This is a genomic window from Pseudomonas sp. JV414 (assembly GCF_032424305.1).
GTDB lineage: Bacteria > Pseudomonadota > Gammaproteobacteria > Pseudomonadales > Pseudomonadaceae > Aquipseudomonas > Aquipseudomonas lini.
In genome coordinates this window covers 220,040-245,026 of sequence record NZ_VYKC01000004.1, presented here as the reverse complement: position 1 = coordinate 245,026, position 24,987 = coordinate 220,040, and the positions used below count along the sequence as shown (strand labels likewise).

The window sequence follows — 24,987 nt, the reverse complement described above, 5'->3', positions numbered from 1 at the left end:
TCAATTCAGATCTTCAACCCGCCTTGCGCAACGCCTCGATCAACTCTTGCTTGCGCATGCTCGAGCGCCCTGGAATCTTCTTCGCCCGGGCTTCTTTCATCAGGCTGTCCACCGTCTGCGTATCGCGCGAAGCCTTGCTGTTGCGTGGCTTGCCTTCACGAGTGGCCACTGCACGTCGGGATGATTCCTTGCGATCTGCAGACTTGGCGCTGGCGGGCTTCTTGCGCCCAGAGCCGCCGGCGCGTTCACCTCCGCCCGACTGCTTGTTCACCGTGGCCCAGGCGCGAGCTTCGGCTTCATCTTTCGACACGCCTTTGTGCTCGTAGCTTTCTTCGATGTGTTCGGCCTTGCGTTTTTGCTCGGCGGTGTATTTGTCTTTGCTTCCACGAGGCATGGGATTTCTCCTGGTTGTAGGCGCTGGCGAAGCCGGCGATCTTTTGCCTGTGAATGTTTAAGCCAAGAGATCGCAGGCTTCGCCAGCTCCTACATGGTTAGACATCCAGCTTGCGCGCCGCCTCAACCCCGGCGGCGCTGAGCTTGATTGGCAGGTTTAACGAGTGCTCGCCGGCTTCGTTGCAGGTCACATGACCGTGCTGGATCAGCCCGCGCTCCTGCAGAGTTGCGAGGGTGCTGGCCACGACTCTCTCCCCCCGGTAATTGTCCAGAACCTCCTTGCCCAAGCCATTTGGGTGGGCGTGCAGCAGGCGGGTCAGGACTTCTTTTTCCAGGTTTTTATCGACGTTCATGGTTACCTCTTCGTCAGGATGGGTAGGTATTGCATGTTCGCTCGCACCGGCGAACTTATTGATTGGCGCTACGGCCTTCGGAGCCCGAGCCACCGGTGGTGGTTTTCGAGCTGACGCCGGTTCCGGCGTTATCGGGAGTGCCGGGTGTATTCATCCCGCCCTGACGGCCCGCGTCGTCGTGATAAATCCGTGGGTCTGTGGCCGTCGGGGAAGGCGACCGGCCGTTGTCGATGCCTTGGGTGGCCGCAGATTCGGGCCTATCAATTGGATCGGTCGGGTCGATCCCGGAAGAGCTGGTCGCGGCGAACGCGACAGAGGTGAGCAATGTGGTGAGGGCGAGGGCGGTCAGTCGGGACGTGATCATGGTGTCGTCTCCGTTGATTAAAGTCCTTACCCGATATTGGTCCTTTCTGACCTGGATTGGTGCCTGATGAACGACGAGTGGTCCAGGGGGCGTTCTCAATGAGTTTCCCCGCCGCGTTGTCGCCTTAAAGCGGGCCAGGCAAGGCGCAGGCCGCTGGGAATGGTTGTTCCCTTTCCAAGGCCTGCAACGCAGGCTGGCCCGCTTTAAGGCACAACCCGAAGGGCCGGGCCTGCTGTTGTGCAGGGCTGCGTTGCTCGAAGCTTATTTGGAATGACCAAACCACGCTTCTCGCGCCTTGCCCTGCACAACAGCAGACCCGGCGCGGCGGGGAAACTCATTGAGAACGCCCCCTAGGCCTGCTGCAATGTTTTGATCCTGCTGACGTGACGCCAGATCAACCGACCTACGGTGATCAGCCAGTTCAGCAGGGCGATCGTCAGTACCGTAAGCAACAGTGTCACCATCCCGTGTTCGACGATGATTCTCCCGGCCAGCAACGGAAAGCCGAACACGCCGACGAAATAGGACAGGCTGAACAACAGCAAGGACTGCGAGGTCGTGCCGGACGGCGCTTCATTAGCCGCCAGGCCATTGATCACCGAATACGTCAGCCCATAACCCACCCCGAGCATCATCGCCGCCAGCACGTAGCTGAACCCGTCGTCGACCACAAAACCGAACATCAGGATCGAAACCATCATCAGGCCCGACAACAGGCAGGAGGCACGCAATGGATCGCGTTTGACCACGAACCCGGCAATCAACATTCGGCTGCTGATCGCCGCGCCCATGAAACCGAAAAAGAACAGTGAATAATCAAGTGAACGGGACGCTGCGTAACTGGTTTGAAAACTCGACAGACCACCGAAGACACAGCCGCCGAGGCCGACCATGATGATCGGGAACACGGCTCTGGAGGACAACACCCGAGCCGTTGCGTGCCAGGATATTCGAGCGACTGACGCTGATGCCGAGGGCGTTTTCTTGAGCTGGACATCCAGCCGCCAGAACAGCAAAGCACCGATCAGGCTGGCCAGCGCCGCGAGGTAAAACGCTGCCGTCACCGGATACCCGAGAGCACTGGCAGCACGGCCCAACAATGGACCGCTGCCGATCCCGGTCATCATGCTGCCCGACAGCAGCGCAAAGTATTTAGCCCGTTGCGCAGGCGTCACCAGGCTCGCAACGATGATCGGTCCGAGCGTGTAGAAAACGCCCCACCCCAACCCTAGCATCAGTCCAAAAAACAGCAGCAAATTGCCAAAGCCAGGCGTCAAGGCAAATCCCAGGCTGGCGACCACCAGCAAGAGGCTGAACAGTGCAATGGAGCGCGCCGCGCCGAGAAGGTCAGACAAGTGACCGGAGACAATCACTGCCGCGAAGGTGCTGAGCATCGCCGCCGAAATCACGCTGCCGGCATCGAGTTCGTTGCCGCCGCGAGAGCCGATCAGCAGCGACAGTAAAAAAGTCGAGCCATAAGACAACGACAACAAATAGCTGGCGAGGCAGAACAGGCTGAACAACCTGCTTGAGACGGGTGGGGCGGCGGCAGACATGAGGCGGTTCCTTGACCCGATAGAAGTGAATGTCATCTATCTATCACGCAAGGTACCGATGATAGGTCTGTGGTTACCGATTTCAGGGTTAGTGGAGGCCGGAGTAATGCTTTCAGCAGATGCTGATTTCTTCCTTGAACAGCTCCATGAAACCCTTCAGGCGTTCGTGGCGAATCTGTGCCAGACGTTGACCGGTGGTCGTTTGGAAACCGTCCGCCAGGTGCAGCAGCTTGGTCTGGAAATGATCGAGGCAAAAGCGCTTGTCGTCGTAGTCCCGTTCTTTCGCCTCTGGGTCCAAAGGGTCGTACAGCGCACTGCCCATGCGCCCGGCAATGTGGAAGGTACGCGCCACGCCGAGCATGCCAAGGGAGTCGAGGCGGTCGGCGTCCTGGATGATTTTCGCTTCGAGGGTGATGGGCGTGATGTTGGCGCTGAAGCTATGGGCTTCGATGGCGTGGACGACCGCTGTGATTTTTGCGCCAGGCCAATCCAAGGCTATCAGTACTGTCGAAGCTTTCTGCGCCGCCAGCCGTGAGGCCTGTGAGCGCAGCGGCGAGTTTTTCTCCACCGCCACGCAATCGTGCAACAGCACGGCTGCCAGCAGCGCACCTCAAGATCACCGCCTTCTTCGGCATGAAGCGTGCGCACGTTGTGCCACACCCGCTGCAAATGCGACAGATCATGAGCACCGTCCTCGCCTGGTTCCAGCGCATGGGGCAGCAGTTCAGAAGCCAGATTGTGCAGCGGCGCGAAAGTGGCGGTGGTCATGGAATTCCTTGGATTCGACTCGGTTTTTGTGATCAATGAGCACCCTGTGGGAGCGGGCTTGCTCGCGAAGACGTCAGCACAGTTACGCTGATTTCGCAGGCTGGCCCGTTCATGCAAAACGCCACAAAACATTAATGCTACATGACGTTTTGCTTTCAAATGTGACGAGCGCCGCGCGCGGACTTAGTATGGCGTTTTCAACTTTTCACAAGGCACGTTCATGACGATCGAAATCCGCCCGGCAACCCCCAGCGATGCTCCGCAAATCCTCGCGTTCATCACTGAACTGGCCGACTTCGAACGTGCCCGCCACGAAGTCATCGCCAGCGTCGCCGACATCGAGCGCAGCCTGTTCAGCGAAGGCGCCACCGCCCATGGCCTGGTCTGTCTGCGCGACGGTTTGCCGATCGGCTTCGCGGTGTTCTTTTTCAGCTATTCCACTTGGTTGGGCAGCAACTGCCTGTACCTCGAAGACCTCTACATCACTCCCGAACAACGGGGCGGCGGCGCCGGTAAAACCTTGCTGCGCCACCTGGCGAAAATCGCCTGCGCCAATGACTGCGGCCGTTTCGAATGGAGCGTGCTGGACTGGAACAAACCGGCGATCGAATTCTACAAATCCCTCGGCGCACAACCGCAGGAAGAGTGGGTGCGGTATCGAATGGATGGAGCGGTGTTGCGCGAGTTTGCCGAGGGACGTTGATCGATGGTGGCTATCTGACATGAATCAGTTGTTCGCACCGCTCTAGTCCGGCATTCTGTGCGCCCTTTGCGCACTCACGGACGACACCTGCAATGCTTTTGGCACTCTTTCTCCACGCCCGTGGAGCCTTCGCCGCGTCAATGAGTGACCGGCGATGAGCGGACTTCGGGCGACTCTGCGTTTGTACGGCCTGGTGAAAAACCTCGGCTCCACGGACGACCGCCACCGCCAGTCGGTGGACATCCTTTGCACCCTCAACCGTGCGGGCGGCAAGGCGATCCGGGCGTTTGTTTCGCGTCTGGACGCCGAGTTGATGACGCGCAGTCGCGGTCTCGAGGAGTACCGTGTCATACCGCTTCGCACGTTCGATCCGAATCCGTTTATCCGGGAACATCAAGGCTGGCTGACGCTGCACGTCTGCTGTGGTTTCGTTGCCTTGGCGGGTCAATCGTTGTTGAAGGACGGCACGCTGCTGCCCATGGGCTGGTATGTTTATTCCGACATCGGCCAATGGACCGCAGAGCGTTACATCGATTTCGGCCCGCAGATGGCCAGCCTGCTGCAGACGTCCTATGACCGGATCGGCCTGCGCGACTACAACACCTTGCTCAACGACCTCGACAGCGTTTCGGATGCAGATCTGAAATGGCAAGTCGCCGAGGCCTGGCAAACCCTTCACAACGTTTCATCCCCCGTCAGCCATGACGATTGCCACGCGCTGTTCGACCCGGTCGATAACCGCTGGTACTTCGCCGCAACCGACATCGATATCTATCAGCCTCACCCTGAATCTCAGAAGCAAGGAGCTTTGACTTGAGTGGAAAACCTGCTGCACGCGTCACCGACCCGACGGCATGCCCATTGCCGGGCCATGGCACCAACCCGATCGTGTCCGGCTCCCCGGACGTGTTCTTCGACGGCCTCGGCGCTGCGCGCATGACCGATAAATCTGCTTGCGGCAGCCCGATCACCGGCGCCGTGTCTGGCACGGTATTCATTAACGGCCTTAACGCCGCAACGCTCGATAGTACGGGCGGCCATGGCAACGTGGTGGTTGGCGGTTCTGGAACGATCATTATTGGTCAGAGTGGCGGAGGGGCGGCGTTTAGTGGGTTGTTGCCGATGCCGGTGCATTTTACGGACAAGATGCAATTGGTTGATGAATACACAGGTCAACCTGTTGCTAATCATCCTTATACGATCAAGCGTGGGGACGGTCGCGAGGAACATGGTGTGACGGATGCTTCGGGTTTCACTCATGCAGTCAGCTCCCATGTGGCCGAAACTATTCATCTGTTTGCGGAGTAAGTGAAATGGGGGCAGTAAACGCAGTATCTAAAGATGAGAAGAAACCTGTGGGAAGCCTGGAGCTGACATGTCCTTCGGATGAGACGCTAAAACAGTTCAAGCTCCAAAGACGTATTGTTGCCTTTTTTATAGGCGGAGCAGGGGACAAAGAAAGCTACTACGGGTTTGGCCCTAAAAATAACGTTGACTACGCCAGGACCCCTTTCACGACGTCTGTTAATTTGGCTGAATATGCAGCGGGCTGTACATCATTTCATCTGGGATATAATCAAGTGATAGGTGAGGATAATATCAAAGCCAATGTTCTTATCAATCTGAAGTGTAAGTCTGATGCGGTTTATATTGTTGGTCATAGTTTGGGTGGCTGGAACGGTGCGCACCTCTCAAGCATACTTGCTGATATGGGCTACTCTGTAAAGGTTTTAGTGACACTGGACCCCGTTGGTAATGGGGCGATGGTAGGAGCTATTTCAAACATTTATCCAGAAACACCGAAGCCTAAAGCAGGGCTGTGGATCAATGTCCTTGCTGCTCCAGACAAAACAAATTTCTCTGACTTTATTGCCGGCATGGGAGAACAGTGGAGGTTGGAAGATGGGCCTAATGTGAATAGTAAAATGGATGTGAATCATGAAGAGGCGGATATTATGTTTACGACAGTTTTGGCGGATGAAAAATCAGCTCTTGCGTACGTGATTCAATCTATTAATAAACATTTCAGAGGTTGATGTGAATATTCCGAATTTTTTTTTGCTTGTCACTGTTTTTGTTTTGGGTGGGTGTTCCTTCAATCAAGATAAGGCCATTGCTAATCTTGATTTTTCAAGAATAGAAAGGGTGCGCGATACACCTGTATATAATCTATATTTTTCAGCAGATACCGATATTCTCGGTTCATACAAGTCACGTGTTGGTGAAAAGTTGATGTGTGCCTTGGCAGATGATGTCGATTTCAATCCGGACCATCGGATGAAATATTTCGCTCAGGGTGCTGTTGCTCGGGATAAAACTCAACCTGGATTTAAGTTTGTTTCACAGGTTATCTTTAATGAGTCTATTTTCGCTGGTGCTAGCGAGAGGGCCTTGGGGACGTCGGAGTTGAAAGGTCTCCTGTCGAATAAAGAATATGTGGCTTGTCGGTTTCTGGTTAGCGCAACGATGACGAATACTTATTTTTCAAATGTGATGTACGTCCCGGTTGTAAGAATAAAAGAAGCCCTGGATGGTAAATGAGTTTGATGTCAAAGCATTTATTGTTTTGTAGTTGGATTTGCCATTGGTTAGTGTTGTTTTGTCGTTTTTTTTATTTTTTGGGCGAAAAATGAAAAAGTTGCTGTTGGTTTTTGCGTTTTTTATGTGTTCGTCGTGCATGCATTTGGAAGTGCCGGCACCACGAATCGAGTTTGCATCAATTGAGTATGATTCAGGTCTCTATAAGCTGCGCTTTAGATCCGACAGAGATCTGGTTAATTTGTATGAGGCACATGGCATAAACGCGCAAGTAGGTACTTGGCTAAGCTGCTCTCTGGATGGGGACGTTGATTTTTCTATCCTGCATCATATTCGACTGTCAGGACGTGCCATTGTCGATGAAGTGCACATTGTTGAAGGGGATCGTCGTTATGAATTCAACAGCAGATTGATGTTTGAAGAGGATGAAGATGAGGGGGGTAGTTCTCGGCCTATCCGGAAAGAAGTGTTACTGTCGTTGTTAGAAAAACAAGAATATATTCCGTGCAAGGCGACAGTTACTGCGTTTTTTTACAATGCGTATTACTCCAAGATTATGTACATTCCAACGTCACGGATTATTGCCGAAGTCGAGAAAGAAATTACGGCCCCTGCGTACGTGATTTTGCCACCAGAGGATAGACAACTGTCATGGTTGCAGTTTGAACAGATCTGCATCAATGAGACGCGCTACTACGCGGGCGAGATCATCGTTCATGGGGGAATGTGCAGCGGTTTACCCTACAGTGGGCTGTTGAGTTCATTCGCGCCGTTGAAAGGTAAATTTCGCATTGTGGACATCAAAACCATGCAGCCTAAAGCGAACGTCGGTTACACCATCAGGCGTGCCGATGGACGCGAAGAAGGCGGTTTAAGTGATGCTCGGGGAGAAACGCACATGTTCGGTGCGGACCATCATGAAACCTTCAAGCTTTTCGTGTCTGAAGAGGGGGTTGGAGGGATTCCGATATAAAAACGTTAAAATCCCAAAATATGGGATGTTAAATTACATATTGAGATTTACCTTTTGAAAGGTCTATAGTCCAGCTCACTCACTGCCAAAAAACAAAACAGGTGAAGCGATGCTGGCGCAATTGATCGCGCTCGATTGGGGGACAACCTCACTACGTGCTTACAAACTCGGCTTCGGTGGCCAGGTGCTGGAACAGCGCTCGCTGTCGTCCGGGATCATGCAGCTGCCCAAGACGCCGCGAATCATCGCCGGCCAGGAATGCGCCGACGGTTTTGAATTGGCCTTCGATGAGGCGTGCGGTGACTGGCTTGACGCACAGCCCGATTTGCCGGTGATTGCTTGCGGCATGGTCGGCAGTGCTCAGGGCTGGCGCGAAGCGGCCTACTGCGACACGCCGGCGAACGTCGCCAATCTCGGAACTTCCCTACAAACCGTTCGCAGTCTTCGCGGGGTCGATGTGCACATCGTGCCGGGCGTGATTCAGCGTTCGCGCTTGCCGAACGTGATGCGTGGCGAGGAAACCCAAGTCCTCGGCGTGTTGCAGAATCTGCCGAGCGGGGCGGGTAACGATCTGTTGATCGGCTTGCCGGGCAGCCATTCGAAATGGGTGGAAGTGGCCGACGGTTGCATCGTGCATTTCGATACTTTCATGACCGGCGAAGTCTTCGCCGTCCTCAGTGAACACAGCATTCTGGGGCGCACTCAGCAGCGCGGCGCGTCCTTCGATGGCGAAGCGTTTGATCGTGGCGTGCGGGTGGCCCTGTCGGCGGACGGCGAGATCGGACCGCTGTCGACGTTGTTCAGTGCCCGCAGCCTGGGGCTGACCGGTGAACTCAGCGCCGTCGCTCAGCCGGACTATCTGTCCGGTCTATTGATCGGCCATGAACTGTCGGCCCTGGCCAATGTTCAGCGGCGCCGGCGCAACAGCGTGCACCTGCCCTCGATCATCCTCATCGGAAACGCCCAACTCTGCGCCCGCTACAGCCGGGCGCTCGACGCTTGCGGTTTTGCCCGGGTGACCCTGGCCGAACAAGCCACCGAACGCGGGTTGTGGCAGTTGGCGGTCGCCGCCGGACTGATCACGACACCCCCATCCCGTTAAACCTGACTGGAGGTCTGACATGCTCAAGCAAGCACTGGCACAAAACGGTCTGATCGCGATCCTGCGTGGCCTGCGTCCGCAAGAAGCGGCAGCCGTCGGCGAAGTCCTGTACTCGGCCGGATTTCGTGTCATCGAAGTGCCGCTTAATTCCCCCGGACCGTACGAAAGTATCCGCATCCTGCGCAGTACCTTACCCGCCGATTGCCTGATCGGTGCGGGCACGGTGTTGACGCCGGAACAGGTCGAGCACGTGAAAGCGGCGGGCGGCCAGGTGATCGTCATGCCTCACAGCGATGCCAAGGTGTTGCGTGCGGCGAAAGCGGCGGGGCTGTTCCTGTCGCCGGGTGTGGCGACGCCGACCGAAGCCTTTGCGGCGCTGGCCGAAGGGGCGGATGTGCTGAAGATGTTCCCGGCCGAACAAATGGGCCCTGCCGTTGTGAAAGCCTGGCTGGCGGTGTTGCCGGCAGGGACGGTGCTGGTACCGGTGGGCGGGATTACGCCGGACAACATGCAGGTGTTTGTCGAGGCCGGCGTCAAAGGTTTCGGTCTCGGGTCCGGGTTGTTCAAACCGGGCATGACGGCTGACGAAGTAGCGGTGCGCGCCAAGGCGTATGTCGCTGCCTGGAATGCTTTGCGTTAAGACTTTTTGGCGCTGTGAGCGCTACATCTATAAGAGCTGCATTAATAAAAAGAGAGTACGAGAGATGAAAATCACCAAACTCACTACCTTCATCGTTCCGCCGCGCTGGTGCTTCCTCAAGGTTGAAACCGACGAGGGCGTGACCGGTTGGGGTGAGCCCGTGGTCGAAGGCCGCGCGCACACCGTCGCTGCTGCGGTTGAGGAATTGTCCGACTACCTGATCGGCAAAGACCCACGCAACATCGAAGACATCTGGACCGTGCTCTACCGTGGCGGCTTCTACCGTGGCGGCGCGATCCACATGAGCGCCCTGGCCGGCATCGACCAGGCGTTGTGGGACATCAAGGGCAAGGCGCTGGGTGTGTCGGTCAGCGATCTGTTGGGTGGCCAGGTGCGGGACAAGATTCGCGTTTATTCGTGGATCGGTGGTGATCGCCCAGCGGACACCGCTCGCGCTGCGAAAGAAGCGGTCAGCCGTGGTTTCACGGCGGTAAAAATGAACGGCACCGAAGAACTGCAATTCCTCGATTCCTTCGAGAAGGTCGACCTGGCCTTGGCCAACGTCGCCGCCGTACGCGATGCGGTCGGCCCGAATGTCGGCATCGGCGTGGACTTCCATGGTCGGGTACACAAGCCCATGGCCAAGGTGCTGATGAAGGAACTCGACCCGTACAAACTGATGTTCATCGAAGAGCCAGTGCTCAGCGAAAACTACGAAGCGCTGAAAGAACTGGCGCCGCTGACCAGCACGCCGATCGCCCTCGGCGAGCGGTTGTTCTCGCGTTGGGACTTCAAGCGGGTGCTCAGCGAAGGCTACGTCGACATCATCCAGCCGGATGCCTCCCACGCGGGCGGCATCACCGAAACCCGCAAGATCGCCAACATGGCTGAAGCCTACGACGTGGCACTGGCGCTGCATTGCCCGTTGGGCCCGATTGCCCTGGCGGCGTGCCTGCAACTGGACGCGGTTTGCTACAACGCGTTTATCCAGGAGCAGAGCCTGGGCATCCATTACAACGAGAGCAATGACCTGCTCGATTATGTGAAGGATCCGCGGGTGTTCGACTACGACAAGGGCTTCGTGAAAATCCCTAACGGTCCTGGCCTGGGCATCGAGATCAACGAGGAATACGTGATCGAACGCGCCGCCGTCGGCCACCGCTGGCGCAACCCGATCTGGCGCCATGCCGATGGCAGCTTTGCTGAGTGGTGAGTCCCTCCTGAGTCAACACAAATCCCTGTGGGAGCGGGCTTGCCCGCGATAGCGTCCTGTCAGTCACATTAATGCCGAATGTGCTGCCGCCATCGCGGGCAAGCCCGCTCCCACAGGGAACAGCGCAAGTCTTCAAATTGACCTCAATAAACATAAGAAGAGGCACCCCCATGCAACCGCAAACCCTCACCGGGCAGGCGTCGTTGGTGACGCCGAGCCGCAAGCGGTTTTTCATCATGGTCCTGCTGTTCATCACCGTGGTGATCAACTACCTGGACCGCAGTAATCTGTCCATTGCCGCCCCGGCGCTGACCAGCGATCTGGGCATCGATCCGATCCATGTCGGGCTGATCTTTTCCGCCTTCGGCTGGACTTACGCCGCCATGCAAATCCCTGGCGGCTGGCTGGTGGACCGGGTGCCGCCGCGCATCCTCTATAGCGTCGCATTGCTGCTGTGGTCGGTGGCCACGGTGATGCTCGGTTTCGCTGCCAGCTTCATCGCGCTGTTCGTGCTACGCATGGCCGTTGGTGCGCTGGAAGCACCGGCGTATCCGATCAACAGCCGCGTGGTGACGACCTGGTTCCCTGAGCGTGAACGCGCCACGGCCATCGGTTTCTACACCTCCGGGCAGTTCGTCGGCCTGGCGTTTCTCACGCCCGTACTTGCCTGGCTGCAACACCAATATGGCTGGCACATGGTGTTTGTCAGCACCGGCGTGGTGGGCATTATCTGGGCGGTGATCTGGTACGCGGTGTATCGCGAGCCGCGGGATTTCAAGGGTGCCAATGACGCTGAAATCGAGCTGATCCGCGAAGGCGGCGGGCTGGTGGATATCCAGGCTGAAACCGCGAAGTCCAAGGCGAAATTCAGCTGGACCGATCTCGGCATCGTTCTGACCAAACGCAAACTCTGGGGTATCTACCTCGGTCAGTTTTGCCTCAACTCGACCCTGTGGTTTTTTCTGACGTGGTTCCCGACCTACCTGGTGAAATATCGCGGCATGGACTTCATCAAGTCTGGCTTGCTGGCGTCGCTACCGTTTCTGGCAGCCTTCGTCGGCGTGCTGTGTTCGGGGTTCTTCTCGGACTTTTTGATCCGTCGCGGCTACACGGTGGGTTTCGCCCGCAAGTTGCCGATCATTGGCGGCCTGCTGATTTCCACCTCGATCATTGGTGCCAACTTCGTCGAGTCGACGCCGCTGGTGATTGCCTTCCTCGCATTGGCCTTTTTCGGCAACGGTCTGGCTTCGATCACTTGGTCGCTGGTGTCGACCCTGGCCCCGGCGCGCTTGCTTGGATTGACCGGTGGGGTGTTCAATTTCATCGGTAACCTGGCGGCGATTACCACGCCCATCGTCATCGGTTTTCTCGCTTCCGGTGATTCGTTTGCCCCGGCGATTACCTATATCTCGGTTCTGGCGTTGTTGGGTGCGCTTTCCTACGTGTTGCTGGTGGGCAAGGTCGAGCGTATCAAGTTGTAGTCGCGGCCATCGGGCGACCATAATGCCGCCCGTTCACTCGCCCAACGGTAAAGGCTGGATATGCAGGAAGACGCCCCAAAAATCGCCAAGGACGCCGCGCCGACTGGCACCCAGACATTGCTTCGTGGCCTGGGTGTGGTTCAGGCCGTGGCCAGTGGCGCCCGCGATCTCAAGGAAATCGCCCGGCTGATCGGCACGACGCGCAGCACCACTCATCGTCTGGCCAGTTGCCTGGTGGACGAGCGTTACCTGCGGGTGGTGCCGCAAGTCGGTTATCTGCTGGGGCCGAAACTGATCGAGCTGGGTTTTCAGGCTCGTGAAGAGTTGCCACTGGTGACGCTGGCGGGGCCGTATCTGGATGAGTTGTCGGCGTTGACCGGCGACACCATTCACTTGGCGATTCGTGAGGGCGACGAGGTGCTGTACCTGCACAAGAATCCCGGGCGCAACGGTCCGGAAATGCGTTCGCGAGTCGGTCATCGCATGCCATTGGCGCGTACCGGGATCGGTAAGGCGCTGATGCTCGATGACACGCAGGAAGAATGGCAACGGCTGTACGAAATCAGCTTGCCGGTGGGTGGGAAAAATCAGTTCTGGCCGCAGCACCCGGAGCAATCCTGGGAGCAGTTTCAGCAGCGCATGATCGAGTACGTGGCCGGCGGGTACGCGTTCGATCTGGAAGACAACGAACCGTCGATCCGCTGCGTGGCAGCGCCGATCCGCGATGCCAGCAAGCGCATCGTCGCCGGTATCAGCATCGCCAGCACCGTGCCGTACATGCCATTGGAAAAAATGGCCGAGCTGATTCCCCTGATCAAAGGGGTCACAGCCCGGCTTTCTGCTGAACTCGGCGCGAAAGTCTGATCAGACTTTCAGCGTCGCCATATCGATCACGAAGCGGTACTTCACGTCACCGGCAATCATGCGGGTGTAAGCCTCGTTGATCTGGCGGATGTCGAGCATTTCGATGTCGCAGGTGATGCCGTGCTCGGCGCAGAAATCCAGCACTTCCTGGGTTTCGGCGATGCCGCCGATCAGCGAGCCGGCCAACACGCGACGACCCAATACCAGTTTGGCGGCGTGAACCGGTGGATCGATCGGTTCAATCAAGCCCACCAGAATGTGTACGCCGTCGAAACGCAGCGTATCGAGGTAGGGATTGAGGTCGTGCTGCACCGGAATGGTGTCCAGCAGGAAGTCGAAATGTCCTGCGGCGGCTTTCATCTGTTCTGCGTCGGTGGACACGATCACGTGGTCTGCGCCTTGACGACGACCTTCTTCAGCCTTGCTCGCCGAGCGGGTGAACAACGTCACTTCAGCGCCCATCGCCTTGGCGAACTTGATGCCCATGTGGCCGAGGCCACCCATGCCGAGAATCCCGACCTTGTCGCCGGCCTTGACCCCGTAGTGCTTGAGCGGCGAGTAGGTGGTGATGCCGGCGCACAGAATCGGCGCGGCGCTGGCCGGGTCGAGTTTCTCCGGGATACGCACGACAAAGTGCTCGCTGACCACGATGCTGTCGGAGTATCCGCCCATGGTGTTGCTGCCATCGACCCGGTCCGGGGTGGCGTAGGTCAAGGTCGGACCTTCGAGGCAGTATTGCTCCAGATCCGCTTGGCAGGCTTCGCAGTGACGGCACGAGTCAACCATGCAGCCGACGCCGACCAGATCGCCGACTTTGTGTTGGGTAACATTCGCACCGACGGCGGTTACTTTTCCGACGATCTCATGGCCGGGCATCAGTGGGTAAACTGCAATGCCCCACTCGTTGCGTGCCTGATGGATGTCGGAATGGCAGACGCCGCAGTAGAGAATGTCGATCGCAACATCGTCGGCCCGTGGGCTGCGGCGTTCGAATTTCATCGGGGCGAGGGGAGTGGAGGGTGACTGAGCGGCGTATCCGATGGCGGTGTACATGGTGAACCTCTTAAAAAAAGCAGTGACCAGTGAGGCGAGCAATTCTGGGCGCCGCACGGGTTACCGGCCATGGCGATTCCTCCGGGTGTCATGCCTAATCCTCCGGCTTACACCGTTGATTGGTCGCATTGGCGTTCAGACCTGCGATGATGTTTTCATCCCTTTTTTCGCGACTTTTTTGTGACTTCTTTTGTGAAGAGCTCCCCTATGTTGTTGACCCGTCATCTCGACGCCAATGCCACCCTGGTTTCGTTGATCCAGCCGCTGATCAACCGCGATGGCTTTGCGCCTACCGCGTTGTCGGGCGTGCAGCTTATGCGGGCCAGTTGCGATGTTTCCCGCGGCCCGCAAATCTACGAGCCAAGCCTGGTCATCATCGCCCAGGGCGGCAAGTTGGCGCATCTGGGCCCGCGTATTCTCGAATATGGCACTGGGCATTACCTGATTCAGGCGTTGCCGGTACCCTTCGAATGCGAGACGTTTTCGGCGCCAGATGGCCCGATGCTAGGCGTGTCCATCGCCATTGACCGGGTAATGCTCGGTGAGTTGGTATTGGCCATGGGGCTGTCGCCGGGGCGCACGGTTCCCGCACAGACGCCCGAGTCCATGACCTCGGCAGTCCTCGACGATGCCATGCGCGGTTGTGTGGAACGGTTGTTGCGCTGCCTGCACGATCCGCTGGAATGCCAGATCATGGGCCCGGCGCGTTTGCGTGAATTATTGTTCGTGGCGTTGCGGGGACCGCAAGCCGATGTGTTGCGAGCGCTGGTGGAACAACAGGGTCAGTTCGCGCGGATCGCGGCGTCGCTGAGTCATCTGCATGCGCATTACACTGAGCCGCTGAACGTCGAGACCCTGGCCAGTTGCGCGAACATGAGCGCGTCGACGTTTCATGAGCATTTCAAACGCTGCACCTTGTTGTCGCCGGTGCAGTATTTGAAGCGTTTGCGCTTGCTCAGGGCTCAGCAGTTGTTACTGGGCGAAGGCTTGGGCGTGGCCCAGGTGGCGCATCGAGTGGGGTATCAGAGCACGTCGCAGTTCAGCCGCGAGTACAAGCGCTACTTTGAACGTAATCCCGGGGATGAGCGGGCTGCTTGATACACCTCGAATCCCCTTGTGGGAGCGGGCTTGCTCGCGAAAGCGGTGTATCAGTCGAGATCAATGTTGGATGATAAACCGCCTTCGCGAGCAAGCCCGCTCCCACATTGGTTTTGTGTTGACGCTTGAATTTCGGGCAACAAAAAGGCCCCCATTTCGGGAGCCTTTGTTGTTCAGCGATTCGACTTACATGTTCGGGTAAGTCGGGCCGCCAGAGCCTTCCGGCGCCACCCAGGTGATGTTCTGTGCAGGGTCCTTGATGTCGCAGGTCTTGCAGTGAACGCAGTTCTGGGCGTTGATCTGGAAGCGCTTCTCGCCGTCTTCCTGGGTCACCACTTCATACACGCCGGCCGGGCAGTAACGCTGGGCAGGTTCATCGTACATCGGCAGGTTCTTGGCGATCGGAATGCTCGCGTCGGCCAGCTTCAAGTGGCAAGGCTGCTCTTCTTCGTGGTTGGTACCCGAGATGAACACCGAGCTGAGTTTGTCGAAGCTGATCTTGCCGTCCGGTTTCGGGTAGTCGATCTTCTTGCAGTCGGCCGCCAGTTTCAGGCAAGCGTAATCCGGCTTGGTGTCGTGCAGGGTGAACGGCAGTTTGCCGCCGAAGATGTTCTGGTCGAGCCAGTTGAAGCCGCCGCCGACGATGGCGCCGAACTTGTGAATCGCCGGGCCGAAGTTGCGGCTGGCGAACAGTTCGTCATAGAGCCAGCTCTTCTTGAAGGCGTCGACGTAAGTGGTCAGTTCTTCGGTGCCGTCCTTTTCAGCAAACAGCGCGTCGGCCACGGCGTCAGCGGCGAGCATGCCGGACTTCATCGCGGTGTGGCTGCCTTTGATCTTGGCGAAGTTCAACGTGCCGAGGTCGCAACCGATCAACGCGCCGCCCTTGAAGACCATTTTCGGCAGCGAGTTCAGGCCGCCTTTGGAGATAGCACGTGCGCCGTAGCTGATGCGCTTGCCGCCTTCCAGGTATTGCTTGAGCACCGGGTGATGCTTGAGGCGCTGGAACTCGTCGAACGGCGACAGGAAGGTGTTGCTGTAGGAAAGATCGACGATCAGGCCGACCACCACCTGGTTGTTTTCCAGGTGATAGAGGAACGAGCCGCCAGTGTTCTCGGTGCCCATGATATCCAGCGGCCAACCGGCGGTGTGGACCACCAGGCCTGGCTGGTGCTTGGCCGGGTCGATTTCCCAGATTTCTTTCAGGCCGATGCCGTAATGCTGGGCGTCGGCTTCGCTGTCGAGGTTGAAGCGCTTGATCAGCTGCTTGCCGATATGGCCGCGGCAACCTTCGGCGAACAGCGTGTACTTGGCACGCAGTTCCATGCCCGGGGTGTACAGACCTTCTTTCGGATTGCCTTCGCGGTCAACGCCCAGATCGCCGGTGATGATCCCGCGAACCACGCCGTTCTCGTCGAACAGTGCTTCCTGGGCAGCGAAGCCCGGGTAGATTTCCACGCCCAGGTTCTCTGCCTGCTGAGCCAGCCAGCGGCACAGATTGCCCAGGGAGATGATGTAGTTGCCTTCGTTGTGCATGGTCTTGGGCACAAAGAGGTCAGGAATCTTCTGCGCGCTGTCGGCGTTTTTCAGAACGAAGATGTCATCGCGTGTGACTGGCGTATTCAGCGGTGCGCCGAGTTCTTTCCAGTCCGGGAACAATTCGTTCAGGGCGCGTGGTTCGAACACGGCACCAGACAGGATGTGAGCGCCGACTTCGGAGCCTTTTTCGACCACGCAGACGCTGATTTCCTTACCGGCTTCGGCGGCCTTCTGCTTCAAGCGGCAGGCGGCGGAAAGACCAGCGGGGCCGGCACCGACGATGACCACGTCGAATTCCATGTATTCGCGTTCCACAGGCTATCTCCTACTCAAGGCTCAACAGTTTTTTTTCTAATTGGAGGTTTGGTGTCGCATCCATGAATTCCCCCACAATGCAGGGGAGAGGACAATCGATGAACCACCTTTCTCTCTAGGTGGCGCATTATATCTACACCACTCCTAGCGTCCAATACAAACGTTTGTTTGAATGGGCTCAAAGCCAGAGAAATCAAAGTCACGCGGCTTATGAACGGCTATTTTGCCGTATTGACCGGAATAGGCGTTCCGGTCAAGATACGGTCGGTTTTGCGCTCGCCGTAGGCTGACTGTTGGTTTCAAGAGCACCTCTAAAGACAGGGCGATGGCAGTACAAGGTGATGCGTCGCGCAGGTTTTATGCGCAGTTTACACGCCGCGATTATGAATGACTTGTCGGTCACCACTGACGAACGGTTATCAGCCTCGTGAGCAGAGTTCACCCGATACACCTGCCAGCGTTTTTAGAGGTGCCCTTGCGCCGATGAGCATCAACCGCCAGGTTCGCCTAGGCGACTTTCTTTTCACCGGAGAGTAACGAGGAATCCATGAAGGTTCTTGTAGCTGTCAAACGCGTTGTGGATTACAACGTCAAGGTTCGTGTCAAGGCGGACAATTCCGGCGTCGACCTCGCTAACGTCAAGATGTCGATGAACCCGTTCTGCGAAATCGCAGTGGAAGAAGCCGTACGTCTGAAAGAGAAAGGCGTTGCGACTGAAATCGTCGTCGTCTCCATCGGCCCGTCCACCGCTCAAGAGCAACTGCGCACCGCGCTGGCTCTGGGTGCCGACCGCGCCATCCTCGTCGAATCCGCTGAAGATCTGACTTCCCTGGCCGTTGCCAAACTGTTGAAAGCTGTTGTCGACAAGGAACAGCCTCAGCTGGTGATCCTCGGCAAACAAGCCATCGATAGCGACAACAACCAGACTGGCCAGATGCTCGCTGCACTGAGCGGCTACGGTCAGGGTACCTTCGCTTCGAAAGTCGAAGTGTCCGGCGACAGCGTTGCCGTGACCCGTGAAATCGACGGCGGCGCGCAGACAGTTTCCCTGAAACTGCCGGCCATCGTCACCACCGACCTGCGTTTGAACGAGCCGCGTTATGCGTCTCTGCCAAACATCATGAAAGCCAAGAAGAAGCCTCTCGAAGTGCTGACTCCGGACGCTTTGGGCGTTTCCACCGCCTCCACCAACAAGACCCTGAAAGTCGAAGCGCCGGCTGCACGCAGCGCGGGTATCAAGGTCAAGTCGGTGGCTGAACTGGTCGAGAAACTGAAAAACGAAGCGAAGGTAATCTAATCATGACTATCTTGGTAATCGCTGAACACGACAACAAAGTGCTGGCCCCGGCCACGCTGAACACTGTGGCGGCTGCCGCCAAAATCGGTGGTGATATCCACGTTCTGGTTGCAGGCCAGGGCGCTGGCGCCGTGGCTGAAGCCGCTGCGAAAATCGCTGGCGTGGCAAAAGTCCTGTCTGCTGACAATGCTGCTTACGCGCATCAGCTGCCGGAAAACGTTGCTCCACTGGTTGCAGAGTTGGGCAAGGGCTACAGCCACATCCTGGCCGCCGCCACTTCCAACGGCAAAAACATCCTGCCGCGCGTTGCCGCGAGCCTGGACGTTGACCAGATCTCCGAGATCATCTCGGTCGAAAGCGCTGATACCTTCAAGCGCCCGATCTACGCCGGTAACGCCATTGCTACCGTACAGTCCAACGCTGCGGTCAAAGTGATCACCGTGCGTGCCACCGGTTTCGACCCGGTGGCTGCTGAAGGTGGTTCGGCTGCCGTTGAAGCCGTTGCGGCTGCTCACGACGCTGGCACTTCGAGCTTCGTTGGCGAAGAACTGGCCAAGTCCGATCGTCCGGAACTGACCGCTGCCAAAATCGTCGTTTCCGGCGGTCGCGGCATGCAGAACGGCGACAACTTCAAACACCTGTACGCCCTGGCCGACAAGCTGGGCGCTGCCGTCGGTGCTTCCCGCGCCGCGGTCGACGCAGGTTTTGTACCCAACGACATGCAGGTCGGTCAGACCGGCAAGATCGTCGCGCCTCAGCTGTACATCGCCGTCGGTATTTCCGGCGCGATCCAGCACCTGGCCGGCATGAAAGACTCCAAAGTGATCGTTGCGATCAACAAGGACGAAGAAGCGCCGATCTTCCAGGTGGCCGATTATGGCCTGGTGGCAGACCTGTTCGAAGCTATCCCCGAGTTCGAGAAGCTGGTCTAATCCGGCAGCTTGACTTATAAAGAGCCCGACCTTTTGGTCGGGCTTTTTTTTGTTCTTCTGTAGGGTTTGAGTGGAGTGTTTCACCATGGATTTACGCCGCGTGTGTGGCTGGTCATTACTGCTGGGGCTGACGCTGTTGCCGGGGCTGTCCATCGCCGCGGGCAAATGCGAGCGCCTGGTGGTGACCGGCAGCCCGGACGCGCCGCCGTACCTGTGGCAAGACCCGCAAAACCCCAAACATCTGGTTGGCGCCAGCGCCGACCTGCTGCAGCACGTGGCGGGGGAGTTGGGCATCAAGGTCGAGCTGCTTTACGCCGGCAAACGCTCCCAGGCCCTGGACGAAGTGCGCAGCGGGCGCATGGACATGCTGGCCGATGCGCCATTGATGGTCAGTGAGCTGGAAAATCTGGATTACATCCACCCACCGCTGCTGGAAAACGATTATCTGGTCTGGACCCGCAACGACTCGTTACTGGTCTACAACGAAGCGCAGGACCTTCGCGGTCATCCCGGCGCCTTGTCGGAAAAGGCTCGAATAACCCCCTCATTTGATACTTTTGCCGAGCAGCAATTGACCCTGTTGCGCACGCCCAATCTGACCCAGGCCTTCCAGAAGTTGCTGCTGAATGAGGTGGAATTTGTCCTCGCCGGACGCTACTCGGGCATGGCCCTGGTGCAAACGCTGGGGATGGCCAATGACTTGATGGCCCACCCACACCCCATCGACAAACCTGGCCTGTATCTCGCGGTTTCCCATAACTCTGCCTGCAACGATCCTTGGTTGCGCGGACAGCTGGCCAAAAAGATGACAGAATTGCCCGCGTCCGGACTGACGGAAGCTGCGCTGCTGCGCAATATCGAGCGTTGGAAAGCGCAACGCTCACAACCGCAGCCACAACCTGTCAGTACCCCAAAACAGTAGGGATTTTTAGTGAGTATTCGACCTCTTTTCGCTGCCCTGGCCGTTCTGGCTCTGGCGGGTTGTGCAGCCGATCCGGCGCCGAATGAACAAATACGCCTGACCGAACAGGCCCTCGAACAAGCCAAGGCCGTGGGTGCTACCACCGACGAAGTGCCGGAGCTGAAACTGGCTGAAGACAAGTTCAAGCGTGCCAAGGGCAACATGGCCGACCAGTCCTTCAAGAATGCGCGCATGCGGGCCGAGCAGGCCGAGCTGGACGCGCGCCTGGCCGAGGCCCGGGTTCTGACCCTCAAGAGCGAGGAACAGTTGAACGTGCTCAATACCCGCATCACTCGCCTGCGCAAGCAACTGGGAGATGCCCAATGAGCCTCAAGACCAAAGCACTCGGCGGCTTGATCCTGGCTGGCTGCGCAAGCCTTTATGGCTGCGCCGGTCAACACAGCGAAGCCGTATTGCAGCAGGCCGGCACCGACTTTCAGAAGGTCAAGGAAGACTCCAACGTGCTGCGCATTGCGCCCAAAGACGTGATCCGTGCCGGCGAGTCGCTGGCCCGCGCCGATCGTCTGTCCAGCTACTGGGGCAGCGGTTCGGACGTCGTGCATTACGCCTACCTGAGCCGGCGCTACAGCGAAATCGCCCGGGAACACACTAATCAAGTGCTCAACGAAGAACGCGCTGCGAAGCTCGAGCTCGAGCGTCAGCGCCTGCAATTGGCCCTGCGTGAGTCCAAGTTGCTCAGCGTGCAGCAACAGGGCAAGTGGCTCGAAGAACAAATTGTAGCGCTGGCGACCACCCAAACCGACCGTGGTCTGGTGATGACACTGGGCGATGTGCTGTTCGATACCGGTGAAGCAGAGCTGAAAAGCTCTGCAAACCGCGTGGTGCTGAAGATCGTCCAGTTCTTGCAGCTCAACCCCAAGCGCGTGGTGCGGATCGAGGGCTATACCGACAGCACTGGCGGTAAACAGGAAAACCTCAAACTGTCCCGCGACCGTGCGCAATCGGTGGCTGACGTGCTGATGGACCTGGGCATCGACGACAAACGTATCAAAGTCGAAGGCTACGGCGATGAATACCCGGTGGACGTGAACGCTTCCGAGCGCGGGCGTGCGCAGAACCGTCGGGTGGAAATTGTGTTCTCCGACGAAAAAGGCCAGCTCGGCGCCGCCAGGTAGGAGCTGGCGGAGCCTGCGATCTTTTGATCTTGCTCTTGATACTCAAGTGGGCCCTGGAAAGATCGCAGCAGCTCCTACAACCCGGCCTGTCAGCAGTGCCGGGTTTTTTTGTGCCTGCCAATCAGCCAATACTCTTCCTGAAAACAGTACAGTTTTTGCTGACAATGCACTGTACGGTCGACTATTGTGACAACTGTCCCAGTACACTTCTAAACTGTTCCGGTATTGTTTCACACAAGAATAAAATGCCCGTGAAATCGAGTGCTGCGTCATGACCAATCTCTTGCTCTATCAACGAATTGCTCAGCAACTGGCCGAAGACATCCGCCGCGGTGTCTATCAACCCGGGGAGCGCGTGCCTTCGGTGCGCAAGATGAGCTCGCAGCTCAACGTCAGCCATGCAACGGTGTTGCAGGCCTACGCCAACCTTGAAGATCAGGGGCTGATCCGTGCCCGACCGCAATCCGGTTACTACGTGCACCAGACGCCAGCGCTCACGGCGCCAACCCCGGATATCGCCCGGGTTGAGCGACCTGGCCTCGTCACCCGCAGCAGCATCATTCAGCAAGTCCTGGTCGAATCCCGCCGCGAAGGCGTCTTTCCGTTGGGCGCAGCTGTACCGAGCGTCGACTATCTGCCGGTGCGGGCGTTGCATCAGCAACTGGCCAAAGTTACCCGGTTCCATAGCCCGCGGGCGTTCAGCTACATGTTCAGCCCCGGTTTCGAGCCGTTGCGTCGGCAAGTGGCGATCCGCATGCGCGATGCCGGCGTGGTGGTCGATCCATCGGAAGTGGTGATCACCCACGGCTGCGTCGATGCGCTGCAGATGTCTCTGCGCGTGTTGACCCGGCCGGGCGATCTGATCGCGGCCGAGTCGCCGACCTATTACGGTTTGCTGCAACTGGCCGACCTGCTGGGGCTGAAAGTTATCGAGATCCCCAGTGATCCAGCCACCGGCATGAGCCTCGAAGCCCTGCAACTGGCGGCCAACCAGTGGTCGATCAAGGCGTTGGTGCTGACTACGCGTTTGAGCAATCCCCTGGGCGGCACCATGCCCGAAGAGCGGCAGAAACAATTGCTGCGCCTGGCCTCGGATTTCGATATCCAGGTCGTCGAAGACGATATTTACGGCGAACTGATGTTCGAGCAGGGCCGCACCAAATCGCTCAAGGCCTATGACCGGCTGGATCGGGTGATCTATTGCTCCAGCTTCTCCAAAACCCTGTCGCCCGGTGTGCGCATCGGCTGGATGATTGCCGGCAAGTACCAGCAGGAAATCCAGCGCTTGCAGACCTTCAGCACCCATTCGGCCTGCAGCGTCACGCAAATGGGCATCGCGGCCTATCTGGAGAACGGCGGTTACGACCGGCATTTGCGTTACATCCGTCAGGAGTACCGCAAAAACCTCAGCGCTTTTCAGCTGGCGGTGCAGCAGTACTTCCCGGAAGGCACGCAGATGACCCGGCCCACCGGCGGCTTCATTCTGTGGGTCAGCCTGCCGGGGCGGGTCAACACGCAGGAGCTGCATGTGCGTGCGTTGCAGCAGGGCATCAGCATTGCGCCGGGGCTGATTTTCAGTAACACCGAGCAGTTCAATCACTGCATTCGCCTGAACTGTGGCATCCCCTGGAACCGCGAGGCCGAGCGTGCGTTGATGACATTGGGGTTGCTGGCGACGCAACTTTGCCAGGAGACGGCGAGCGGTTTTTGAGCGGCTGGGCAGTTCTGAACTGCCCGCTTGTCTTGTCGTCTCCAACAGGCGAGCATATAGCCTTCTGCCGTTCACGCCGTTGGGTCCATGAAGCCGATTTTTCCTGCCGCCTGGTTGTTGATCTGCCTGTTAATGACCTGTCACGCGGAAGGCGTCATGGCGGCTTCCGTTCAGGAAAAACCGACAGCCAACGCAACCGCAAAAAAAACGGCACCGGTCAAAAAGGCTGCGCCGGTCAAAAAGAAGGCTGCAGCGGTCAAAAAGCGTTCCCCCATTGCTTCCAAGTCGAAACCGGCCAGTGAAGTCGTGAAAACCAAGCTCCCTTCGGCAAATCTCGACTTGAGCCTGCCCAAGGACATGGTCGAAGAACTGAAGCCGGTCGGCACGGTAGCGTTACCCCGACGCGATGCGCTGTTGCCGCAAATGTTCGGTGACAAGAGCAGCCCGTTCCAGCTCAACGGTCGTCTGCTCAGCAACGAAATGCAGCTGCAACTGCGCAATGAAGAGCGTCGGGAAGTTGAAGGCGCGGCGCTGGAATTCGAGTTCAAGCAGTAAATCCCTCCCATTCGTGACCCGCGGACCAGACGCTTTGTCGGAGACTGCTCAGTCACGTTCGTTTGAGCGAAAAAACCCGGGCTCAGGTAATTTTAAACAGTCGTTTTAGCCGTTACTCTGTGCCCCGTCCCTTTACCCGTCGCGAGGAGCTTGTCGTCATGAGATGCCGTGAAGGCTGTGGCGCCTGTTGTATTGCCCCTTCCATCAGTTCGCCGATTCCCGGAATGCCCAATGGCAAAGCTGCCGGAGAGCGTTGTGTGCAGCTGTCTGCCGATAACCTGTGCAGCATTTTCGGCAAGCCGGAACGTCCTGCGGTGTGTTCGGCATTTGAAGCCGATGTCGAGGTCTGCGGCAGCAGCAGCGATGAAGCGATCAAGTTGCTGGGCTGGTGGGAGCAAATGACGGCCGCGTGATGTATTCAACGAACGGAACTTCAACAATAAGGAATAAGACAATGGGTTCGCTGCATCGTATGGCTGTGCTGTGTGGTTTGACGGTTTTACTGGCCTCCACGGCCCAGGCCGAAGAATGGAAAACCGCCAAGGAAGAAGACGGCATCAAAGTGTCCTTGAGTGAAGTGGCCGGTTCCCAATACAAGGCTTACCGTGGCGTGACCGTCATGAAGACTACCATGGCCAAACTGCGTGCATTGCAGGAAGACGTGCCGGGCGCCTGCGCCTGGATCCACGAATGCAATACCCAGAAGCTGCTCAAGCATGAAGGTAACCAGAGCTGGACCTACACCCAGTTCAATACCCCTTGGCCGGTCACTCCTCGCGACTCCGTGTTGCATGTCACCACTGCTGAAGGCGCCGATGGCAGCCTGACCCGCGAGCTGGAAGGGCAGCCGAAGTACCTTCCGGAAGAAAAAGGTTTTGTACGGGTCGCCCAGGTCAAAGGTTTCTGGAAGCTCGTGCCTAAAGGCGATCAAGTCGAAGTGACTTATCAGGCCCATACCGAACCCGGCGGCAGCGTGCCGTCGTGGTTGGCCAACAAGTTCGTGGTCGACGCGCCGTTCAATACCCTAAAAGCCCTGAAAGAACGCGCCGAGAAGTAACCGCGTACTCTTTTGATATGGCCTGTTCGACAACGCCCCGATTTGGTCGGGGCGTTTGCGTTTTTTTACCAAGGGCGGGGCTATATTTTGTTTCTGGATATGCGTTGAACGAAATTTTCACAAAGCCTCCAAGACAATTCACCCGCGCCCAACCAGTCCGCCTCCGCAACTTTGCGCCAGGTCTCTTGTCCCAGAACGCTACAAGCGACCGTCGGGGTCTGCCGGTCAGTAATCAATGGTAATGGCGCGGTTGATCGTGCAACATTTGCGCATCGCGCAAGCCCCGGGGCCGAGGATGGCCAACAGAGGGCAAGGTACTTAATGCCGGTCAGTTAAACGCAAGCCCGCTCCCACAGATTAACCGACCAGCATCAGGCAAGGCGCCGCT

Annotated in this window: 27 protein-coding genes and 1 pseudogene; 21 read left to right on the top strand and 7 right to left on the bottom strand. The window is 57.7% G+C overall.

Annotated features, from left to right (window positions below; all coding sequences use genetic code 11):
• Window positions 1-13 precede the first annotated feature (13 nt).
• The 5 genes and pseudogenes from F6R97_RS08280 to F6R97_RS08260 all read right to left on the bottom strand — a co-directional run bounded on the left by F6R97_RS08280 (window position 14) and on the right by F6R97_RS08260 (window position 3,434).
• Complete coding sequence (locus F6R97_RS08280) at window positions 14-394, bottom strand: Rho termination factor N-terminal domain-containing protein (protein ID WP_038982111.1); 381 nt, start codon at window positions 392-394, stop codon at window positions 14-16.
• A gap of 97 nt (window positions 395-491) precedes the next feature.
• Window positions 492-746 (bottom strand): hypothetical protein, encoded by a 255-nt coding sequence (locus tag F6R97_RS08275; RefSeq protein ID WP_038982112.1) that lies wholly within the window; start codon window positions 744-746, stop codon window positions 492-494.
• 55 nt (window positions 747-801) lie between these two features.
• Complete coding sequence (locus F6R97_RS08270) at window positions 802-1,110, bottom strand: hypothetical protein (protein ID WP_315866384.1); 309 nt, start codon at window positions 1,108-1,110, stop codon at window positions 802-804.
• A gap of 350 nt (window positions 1,111-1,460) precedes the next feature.
• Complete coding sequence (locus tag F6R97_RS08265) at window positions 1,461-2,666, bottom strand: MFS transporter (protein WP_038982114.1); 1,206 nt, start codon at window positions 2,664-2,666, stop codon at window positions 1,461-1,463.
• Between the two features lie 112 nt (window positions 2,667-2,778).
• A pseudogene (locus F6R97_RS08260) lies at window positions 2,779-3,434 on the bottom strand (HD domain-containing protein).
• A gap of 220 nt (window positions 3,435-3,654) precedes the next feature.
• Here F6R97_RS08260 and F6R97_RS08255 point away from each other — a divergent pair.
• From F6R97_RS08255 to F6R97_RS08205, 11 genes are all read left to right on the top strand, one after another.
• Window positions 3,655-4,137 carry a GNAT family N-acetyltransferase gene (locus F6R97_RS08255; RefSeq protein ID WP_038982116.1) on the top strand — a complete coding sequence of 161 codons (483 nt, stop codon included), beginning with the start codon at window positions 3,655-3,657 and terminating at the stop codon, window positions 4,135-4,137.
• Between the two features lie 154 nt (window positions 4,138-4,291).
• On the top strand, window positions 4,292-4,954 hold the full coding sequence (locus F6R97_RS08250) for a hypothetical protein (protein WP_038982117.1): 663 nt from the start codon (window positions 4,292-4,294) through the stop codon (window positions 4,952-4,954).
• Complete coding sequence (locus F6R97_RS08245; protein ID WP_315866383.1) at window positions 4,951-5,445, top strand: PAAR domain-containing protein; 495 nt, start codon at window positions 4,951-4,953, stop codon at window positions 5,443-5,445. The genes F6R97_RS08250 and F6R97_RS08245 overlap by 4 nt, the downstream gene beginning before the upstream one ends.
• Before the next feature lie 5 nt (window positions 5,446-5,450).
• A complete protein-coding gene (locus tag F6R97_RS08240) occupies window positions 5,451-6,173 on the top strand; it encodes an alpha/beta hydrolase (RefSeq protein WP_315866382.1) in 723 nt (240 codons plus the stop codon).
• Between the two features lies 1 nt (window position 6,174).
• Entirely contained in the window at window positions 6,175-6,678 is a 504-nt protein-coding gene (locus F6R97_RS08235; RefSeq protein WP_315866381.1) for a hypothetical protein, read from the top strand.
• Window positions 6,679-6,766: 88 nt separating this feature from the next.
• Complete coding sequence (locus F6R97_RS08230; RefSeq protein WP_315866380.1) at window positions 6,767-7,648, top strand: hypothetical protein; 882 nt, start codon at window positions 6,767-6,769, stop codon at window positions 7,646-7,648.
• A gap of 109 nt (window positions 7,649-7,757) precedes the next feature.
• On the top strand, window positions 7,758-8,750 hold the full coding sequence (locus F6R97_RS08225) for a 2-dehydro-3-deoxygalactonokinase (protein WP_050682917.1): 993 nt from the start codon (window positions 7,758-7,760) through the stop codon (window positions 8,748-8,750).
• Between the two features lie 19 nt (window positions 8,751-8,769).
• A complete protein-coding gene (locus tag F6R97_RS08220; protein ID WP_315866379.1) occupies window positions 8,770-9,390 on the top strand; it encodes a 2-dehydro-3-deoxy-6-phosphogalactonate aldolase in 621 nt (206 codons plus the stop codon).
• A gap of 64 nt (window positions 9,391-9,454) precedes the next feature.
• The gene (gene dgoD / locus F6R97_RS08215; protein WP_007903915.1) at window positions 9,455-10,603 is read left to right on the top strand and encodes a galactonate dehydratase; all 1,149 of its coding nucleotides are present in this window, start codon (window positions 9,455-9,457) and stop codon (window positions 10,601-10,603) included.
• A 170-nt stretch (window positions 10,604-10,773) separates the two neighbouring features.
• Window positions 10,774-12,084 (top strand): MFS transporter, encoded by a 1,311-nt coding sequence (locus F6R97_RS08210; RefSeq protein ID WP_315866378.1) that lies wholly within the window; start codon window positions 10,774-10,776, stop codon window positions 12,082-12,084.
• 60 nt (window positions 12,085-12,144) lie between these two features.
• Window positions 12,145-12,948 carry an IclR family transcriptional regulator gene (locus F6R97_RS08205; RefSeq protein ID WP_038982125.1) on the top strand — a complete coding sequence of 268 codons (804 nt, stop codon included), beginning with the start codon at window positions 12,145-12,147 and terminating at the stop codon, window positions 12,946-12,948.
• Here F6R97_RS08205 and F6R97_RS08200 read toward each other — a convergent pair whose 3' ends face one another.
• Window positions 12,949-14,001: an NAD(P)-dependent alcohol dehydrogenase gene (locus F6R97_RS08200; RefSeq protein ID WP_048395843.1), complete on the bottom strand. Its 1,053-nt coding sequence runs from the start codon at window positions 13,999-14,001 to the stop codon at window positions 12,949-12,951.
• Window positions 14,002-14,208: 207 nt separating this feature from the next.
• On the opposite strand from F6R97_RS08200, the gene F6R97_RS08195 reads away from it, so the two are divergent.
• The gene (locus F6R97_RS08195) at window positions 14,209-15,099 is read left to right on the top strand and encodes an AraC family transcriptional regulator (protein ID WP_048395845.1); all 891 of its coding nucleotides are present in this window, start codon (window positions 14,209-14,211) and stop codon (window positions 15,097-15,099) included.
• 186 nt (window positions 15,100-15,285) lie between these two features.
• On the opposite strand, the gene F6R97_RS08190 is transcribed toward F6R97_RS08195, so the two are convergent.
• Complete coding sequence (locus F6R97_RS08190) at window positions 15,286-16,950, bottom strand: electron transfer flavoprotein-ubiquinone oxidoreductase (RefSeq protein ID WP_007903905.1); 1,665 nt, start codon at window positions 16,948-16,950, stop codon at window positions 15,286-15,288.
• 547 nt (window positions 16,951-17,497) lie between these two features.
• On the opposite strand from F6R97_RS08190, the gene F6R97_RS08185 reads away from it, so the two are divergent.
• The 9 genes from F6R97_RS08185 (at window position 17,498) to F6R97_RS08145 (ending at window position 24,599) form a co-directional block, all read left to right on the top strand.
• Complete coding sequence (locus F6R97_RS08185) at window positions 17,498-18,247, top strand: electron transfer flavoprotein subunit beta/FixA family protein (protein ID WP_003226982.1); 750 nt, start codon at window positions 17,498-17,500, stop codon at window positions 18,245-18,247.
• 2 nt (window positions 18,248-18,249) lie between these two features.
• Window positions 18,250-19,179, top strand: a complete 930-nt coding sequence (locus F6R97_RS08180; RefSeq protein ID WP_038982128.1) for an electron transfer flavoprotein subunit alpha/FixB family protein — start codon at window positions 18,250-18,252, stop codon at window positions 19,177-19,179.
• Between the two features lie 85 nt (window positions 19,180-19,264).
• The gene (locus tag F6R97_RS08175; protein WP_048395848.1) at window positions 19,265-20,101 is read left to right on the top strand and encodes a substrate-binding periplasmic protein; all 837 of its coding nucleotides are present in this window, start codon (window positions 19,265-19,267) and stop codon (window positions 20,099-20,101) included.
• Window positions 20,102-20,110: 9 nt separating this feature from the next.
• Window positions 20,111-20,467 (top strand): DUF4398 domain-containing protein, encoded by a 357-nt coding sequence (locus F6R97_RS08170; RefSeq protein WP_038982130.1) that lies wholly within the window; start codon window positions 20,111-20,113, stop codon window positions 20,465-20,467.
• Window positions 20,464-21,276 (top strand): OmpA family protein, encoded by an 813-nt coding sequence (locus tag F6R97_RS08165; RefSeq protein ID WP_038982131.1) that lies wholly within the window; start codon window positions 20,464-20,466, stop codon window positions 21,274-21,276. Before F6R97_RS08170 ends, F6R97_RS08165 begins: the two co-directional genes overlap by 4 nt.
• 271 nt (window positions 21,277-21,547) lie before the next feature.
• On the top strand, window positions 21,548-22,987 hold the full coding sequence (locus tag F6R97_RS08160; RefSeq protein ID WP_007903895.1) for a PLP-dependent aminotransferase family protein: 1,440 nt from the start codon (window positions 21,548-21,550) through the stop codon (window positions 22,985-22,987).
• 87 nt (window positions 22,988-23,074) lie between these two features.
• Window positions 23,075-23,542, top strand: a complete 468-nt coding sequence (locus tag F6R97_RS08155) for a hypothetical protein (RefSeq protein ID WP_038982132.1) — start codon at window positions 23,075-23,077, stop codon at window positions 23,540-23,542.
• Window positions 23,543-23,700: 158 nt separating this feature from the next.
• Complete coding sequence (locus F6R97_RS08150) at window positions 23,701-23,955, top strand: YkgJ family cysteine cluster protein (RefSeq protein WP_019582607.1); 255 nt, start codon at window positions 23,701-23,703, stop codon at window positions 23,953-23,955.
• Window positions 23,956-23,996: 41 nt separating this feature from the next.
• Window positions 23,997-24,599, top strand: coding sequence for an START domain-containing protein (locus F6R97_RS08145; protein WP_315866377.1), 603 nt, complete (start codon window positions 23,997-23,999; stop codon window positions 24,597-24,599).
• Window positions 24,600-24,987: the final 388 nt, after the last annotated feature.